The 6,187-nt window shown below is 41.8% G+C and carries 4 protein-coding genes; all 4 read left to right on the top strand.

What is annotated here, in order from left to right; genetic code table 11:
- The first annotated feature begins 56 nt into the window (after window positions 1–56).
- The 4 genes from OO017_RS19780 (at window position 57) to OO017_RS19765 (ending at window position 5,741) form a co-directional block, all read left to right on the top strand.
- Window positions 57–896: an FkbM family methyltransferase gene (locus OO017_RS19780; RefSeq protein ID WP_266054441.1), complete on the top strand. Its 840-nt coding sequence runs from the start codon at window positions 57–59 to the stop codon at window positions 894–896.
- A gap of 146 nt (window positions 897–1,042) precedes the next feature.
- Window positions 1,043–2,086 (top strand): glycosyltransferase, encoded by a 1,044-nt coding sequence (locus tag OO017_RS19775; protein ID WP_266054440.1) that lies wholly within the window; start codon window positions 1,043–1,045, stop codon window positions 2,084–2,086.
- Window positions 2,087–2,334: 248 nt separating this feature from the next.
- Complete coding sequence (locus OO017_RS19770; RefSeq protein ID WP_266054439.1) at window positions 2,335–3,963, top strand: GNAT family N-acetyltransferase; 1,629 nt, start codon at window positions 2,335–2,337, stop codon at window positions 3,961–3,963.
- Between the two features lie 152 nt (window positions 3,964–4,115).
- Window positions 4,116–5,741, top strand: coding sequence for a GNAT family N-acetyltransferase (locus OO017_RS19765; protein ID WP_266054438.1), 1,626 nt, complete (start codon window positions 4,116–4,118; stop codon window positions 5,739–5,741).
- Window positions 5,742–6,187: the final 446 nt, after the last annotated feature.

Raw genomic sequence — 6,187 nt, 5'->3', positions numbered from 1 at the left:
GCATAACCGAGCCGGAACTTTTATCAGACAACAAATAACTATTTAAAGACATAATTATGGAAACACTACCACATTCCTTAAAAGCACTGCTGGTCCAATTCGTAAAATCCTTTGCACCTAGTTTCTACTGGCGTTCACACTTTAACTTTCTAAGACAAAACTTTAGGGAAGATGAGTTACACTTGCTACCCTACTTATGTAACCCAAAGATGATATCTGTTGATGTCGGCGCTGCAAATGGTGTTTACACTGTACACATGCTGGATTACTCAAAAAGTTGCATTGCTTTTGAACCCAGACATGATGAGGCACATCTTCTAAAAACCATGTTAGCATCAGTTACAAAAAATGCTTTAGTAGAGGCTGTTGGTCTTTCAGATAAAAGTGGTGAGGCTATTCTGAAAACTCTTATTAAAGATCTCGGAAGGAGTACTATTGAGAAGGAAAATTCCTTAGAGGATAATTGTGGCAGTGACAGAATTGATGTAAGCATTCCTATCCGTACGTTAGATGAGTACAATTTGAACGAGGTAGGTCATATCAAAATAGATGTGGAGGGTCATGAACTATCTGTACTAAAAGGTGCAAGAAGAACTATCATAAATAATTACCCAACGCTTCTTATTGAGATTGAAGAGCGCCATAAAAAGCATTCAATAGAGGATGTTTCTAATTTTCTAGCAGTCCTTGGCTACTCTGGATTTTTTTTATTTGACGGCAAGGTAACACCATTATCTAAATTTAATTGCAAAGTCCACCAAGACAGCAAAAATGTGGGTAATTGGAGAGATGGTTATCAAAAAAAAGGAATGTACATAAACAACTTTGCTTTCATTCCTTCTTCACGCTTGGATAGCTTCCTAAATGAAACTTCCAAACTTATGATTACGCAATAATTTATAGCTTTTTAATAAAAGCCTAACAAAATCAAGCCACATTAATTTTACTGTGCATCAACTGCATTTTAAATGATATTGACTTCTGGCAACGCAACATACTCTAGTGAATCAAGCATTTATTCAATACACAAGAGCTCACCAATATGGAAAGAATCCTCTTTGACTGCTGGTACTATAATCACTTTAAAGGAAATGCTTACTCGTTTGAAGACTACTTAAAGGAGAACCACAGTGAATTTGTAATCCAGCTAAGCAAACGCTCAAAGTGGATCCGCGGTTTTCTTCTTTTTATGGCTGGACGCAAGTGCAGATTGATAGTAACATATCTTGCAAGTAGCGGTACACCTGTCTTAGCGATACTTGAAGCTATATTCAGAAAAAGACAGCATTTAGTTCTACTAGAATTTATTCAAACCAAACCTGAGAATAAAATTCTTAAACTAATTTGGCCTTTATGGCGAAAATATATTTATGGGCCCAGCCTCAGATATTCCTTGGCTAGAGCCCAAGTCTTAACCTTAGCAGAGATAGACACCTATTCTGCTCTCTTTGGGATTCCCAAAGAGAGGTTTAGCTTTATCCCATGGCCTCTACATTTCGATCAGAGAAGGTTGAACAAAAGCTCAACAACGGCCACAAGTATCAGTAGAGATGAAAATGGAGTGGCACAAAATTATGTGATGGCTAGTGGCAGAGCGAACGTGGACTGGGAGACCATTTTTAAAGTAGCAGAAAATAGTGATTGGCCCTTGTTAGTTGTCTGCACATCAAAGCACCTTGAAAGAGTAAGCAAACTCAATAAACAAGGTAGGGCCACCGTACTACATGATATACCTCAAGAAGAACATGATGCTTATGTTAAAGGTGCGACTGTTTACGCTTTATGCTTAGAGGAGACTTTCACAAGTGTAGGACAAGTAAGATTAATGAATACAATAGAACAGGGAGTACCAGTAGTGGCAACTAAAGTATCTGGTTTAGAAGGTTATGCAATTAATGGTGTAAACTCAATACTAGTACCTCCAGGAGATGTACTATCTATAAAGAGCTCGATTGATAAACTTTTTTCTGCCCCTGACTTGAGAGCAAGGCTGGTGCAAAGTGCTCAAAATCACATGCAGGATAGAACATTCACTAATTACATAAACCAGATAAGCAAGACGGTAAATAACCTGATTTACACTTAAGCAAAACCTCTGCTTACCTTTAAGCATTTACATTACATGTGGCAAGTAACACAACTCTACTACTGATAGGCCATTTCAAAGCTTTTACCTTTCAGCTACAATATCATATTCATTTTTCCTGCCCTTTCCATTCCGACAGCCTTGATAAATCCATCTGAGAGACAATAAAGACATTTATACTTGGACAAGGCATAACAACCTACAGATGTAAAGAAGTGGTAATAATCAATTTAATAGAGAAAAATAGCATGGAAATAAATGATTTAAATGCTGTTCAGGCAAAGCAAAAGGAAGCTATACAGTTGCTAACAGGAGGAGAAGTATTAGAACTTCTACGAAATAAAAGATTCCTAACGGCATGGGATGAACTATTTCAATCTTGTCCTTGGGCTACAATATTTCAAGGGAAGGAGTATGTTACCACTTGGTACAGCATGTATCACAAACTGTTCTTACCTATTTTGGTTAAGGCAGAAAGGGGGGAAAAGCTTGTGGGCCTTCTAGCCTTAGGAAAGTATTGCGATGGCAGTGGCCTCATAGTTGGTGCTGGCGCGAAGCATGCAGAATATCAAACTTGGCTTGCTGAACCCTCTAATGGGGAAGAGTTTGTACAGTCCGCACTTTATGAGATTCAAAAAATATTCCCAAAGAGCGATATTCATTTAAAATTTCTACCAGACAAAACACCACTTAGCTGGACAAAATCGAATCCTATATGGAGAAAAACCTGTGTCCTCAGGCGCTTTACACAACCATTACTTCTTATTAATGAAGTAAGTATAACAAAGGAACTAAGAAAGAAAAACAGAAGAGAAAAGATTAATCGACTCAACAAATTAGGAAAGCTAAAATTTGAGCGTATTACAGATTCCTTACATTTTTCTTCTGTTATTAATGAGCTGATTACTCAAAATGACTTCCGTAAAGTGGCAATGTACAACATTGCCTATTTTGAGGTTGACCCACTAAAGAAAAGCTTTCTTCTCGCTCTTTTTGAGCAAAACCTTTTTCATGCAACTGTCCTGAAACTCAATAACCAAATAATTGCTTCAAACATAAGTATAGCGGATAGAGGTTGGGCTCATCTGTGGGGCCTAAGTTCTCACGCTCCCTCCTTTGGCAAGTATTCCCCCGGAATTTTACATTTTCTTCTTTTAGGCCAACAGTTAGCCAAGGAGGGATATAAAGTACTTGACCTTACCCCAGGAGATGATCCGTATAAATACGGTTTAGCAACAGAGCATGCAGAGGCGCATGAATTAAGAATATCAGGAAGTTTACCGTCTTACGCTAAAGATATGGCAATAGTGCTGGTGTGGAGATATCTTGGCAGGTTAGGAATAAACAGAAAAGTGCTGAAATATAAATTAGTAAAGAAAGTACATAGAGCAAAAGAAAGGTTTCGGGTAATGCTTGAACTGGGGCCGGTGCAGCTGGCCAAATCCCTGCTTTACCGCCCTGGCTCGGCTGGGAAGCAGCAGGCGACCTACCAGCTCTGGCCCGCCACTGCCCCGCCGCCTGCCCAGGGGGGCATCCGCAGGGACAGCCTAGATGACCTGCTGCTCTACCGGCCGGCCAGGGCGCAGGTTTCCCGGTGGGAGTTCCTTGAGGAGGCGATGGTAAGGTTCGAGACCCGCCAGCACAGCTACACGCTCGCAGAGGAAGGGCGCCTGCTGCTCTGCGTCTGGCTCGGCGCGCCGGGTGCAGGGCCAGAGGAGGCTGCGGCGCTGCAGGATCTTTACTGCCACCCCGACGGAGCAGGCAAGCTACAGGCATTCCTAGGAGCGGTGGCAGGCGAGGTGGCGGGCACGCAGAAATGCAGACGGGTAACCATCAGCGCCGATACAGCGAGTAAAGCCTTAAGTTGGTTATTATAAAGGGCTACCTACTACACTAACAAGTTCTTAATCAACATTATTTAAAGTCCTAATTAAAATATTTCTCTATGGAAACAACTACCCTAAACTTTCCTTCTCATACTACGCTAGAGATAGACACTTGCATTTCGTTACTCTCTGGAGAAAACGCTATGAAAAAGCTACTTGATGAGGAGTTTCTACTTTCTTGGAAAGAGTTATATGAAAAATGTCCTTGGGCAACAATCTTTCAAAGTAGCGAATATGTATTGACTTGGTATAAAGTATATCATCATGAGTTCCCACCTATTCTTGTTATAGCAACAAGTCGTGGAAAGCTAACAGGTTTGTTAGCCTTGAATGTAGCAAAGAACAAGATAGTTGGAGCTGGGCATTTTGATGCTGAATACCAGACATGGCTATCAGAAGAAGTTAGTGCAGATGCGTTTATAAAGCAAGCTTTAACGGAAGTATGTAAGCTGTATCCCAGACATCAAATAGAACTAAAGTATGTGCCAGGCAACGCTTCAATAAAATGGGCTAAAGACCCACAATGGAAGCATAAATGTGTGATAGGTGTACGCAAATCCCCTATCATGAATATTAAAAATGAAGGCTTTAAACTCCTTTTTAAAAAAAAGGACTATAAAGTAAAGAATAGTCGTCTGAATAGAATGGGCAACTTCAGATTTGAGCTAATTACAGATAAGAACAACTTCGCAACGATCTATGATTTGATCGCAACTCAGTGGGATTTTAGGCAAGCGGCAAGATATAATAAGAACCATTTCGATGTAAGCGACAAAAGAAGGAACTTAAAGCTTAGTCTCTTTGATAAAAAATTATTACATGTTTCTGCTTTAATGTTAGACAGTAAAGTTCTTGCTACTTGTGAAGCTGTTATATCCCCAGATCAAATTTGCCTGAAAGGGATGAAATCCTACGACCCGACCTATGCGAACTATTCTTTAGGGTTTGTACACTTTCTTAAGTTAGGGTTACAAATGGAGCGGGAAGGAATTGATTTGCTTGATTTGACACCTGGTGATGACCCTTATAAGGATATTTTGGCAACCGATTATAACCAGGTTTATGAGCTAACAGTCACCAGCAGCACTCTGGGTTATATAAAAAGCATGTTTCGTAAACGCGTTTATTTATTCTTGACTCGAAGAAACATTAACCCTCTTACTTTAAAGTTGTCATTGATAAAAAAGCTTTACCTACTCAAAGAAAGGTTTCGGGTAATGCGTGAGTTAGGGCCGGTACAGCTGGCCAAATCCCTGCTCCCCCGCTCGGCCGGGAAGCAACAGGAGACCTACCAGCTCTGGCCCGCCACTTCCCCTCCGCCTGCCCCGGAGGGCATCCGCAGGGACAGCCTAGATGACCTGCTGCTATACCGGCCAGCCCGGGCGCAGGTTTCCCGGTGGGAGTTCCTTGAGGAGGCGATGGTAAGGTTCGAGACCCGCCAGCACAGCTACACACTGGCAGAGGAAGGGCGCCTGCTGCTCTGCGTCTGGCTCGGCGCGCCGGGTGCAGGGCCAGAGGAGGCGGCGCTGCAGGATCTTTACTGCCACCCCGACGGAGCGGGCATGCTACAGGCATTTCTTGGAGCGGTGGCAGGCGAAGTGGCGGCCACGCAGAAGTGCAGACGCGTAACCATCAGCGCCGATCCAGCGAGTAATTTCCTCTCCCACAAACTTAAAAGGACTAACTTTATGGACAGACGAGACTTTGAAGTCAGAGGTTTAACTACTTTAGAATTAACCAACAAAACATCTGGTAGTAAGCAGCACTAGTAAGGATTGTGCCTCCATTTATACATCAATTGCTAAACAATACTTCTACCCTATCAGTAATTCTAAGATTATTTTATCATAATTGTTTTTATAACCAAACGCCTTTTAAAAGTACCTCCGCTCAAAATTTGATGTACACTATCAAGTAAAAGGCTCACTTTTAGTTCGGTAAAAAGGTAAAATGCCCTGTCGCATAAATATGCGACAGGGCATCTAAGAAATTGACTTTATGATAAAAAAATTCAGATAAATACTTACTACAAGCAATTACTTGTATAAGCCTTTGCCATTACCTTTACCCGGTTTAGTCTTGTTAGAACTAGTCGACCCTTCATCGCCTGTCGGGGTCGGCTCGGTTGTAGTCGTTTCCGGCTCCGTTGTAGTTGGGGTCGGCTCGGTTGTAGTCGTTTCCGGCTCCGTTGTAGTTGGGGTCGGCTCGGTTGTGG

Origin of the sequence: Pontibacter anaerobius, from assembly GCF_026241195.1 — a bacterium.
Taxonomy (GTDB): Bacteria; Bacteroidota; Bacteroidia; order Cytophagales; family Hymenobacteraceae; genus Pontibacter; species Pontibacter anaerobius.
This window is presented reverse-complemented; position numbering and strand designations above follow the sequence as displayed.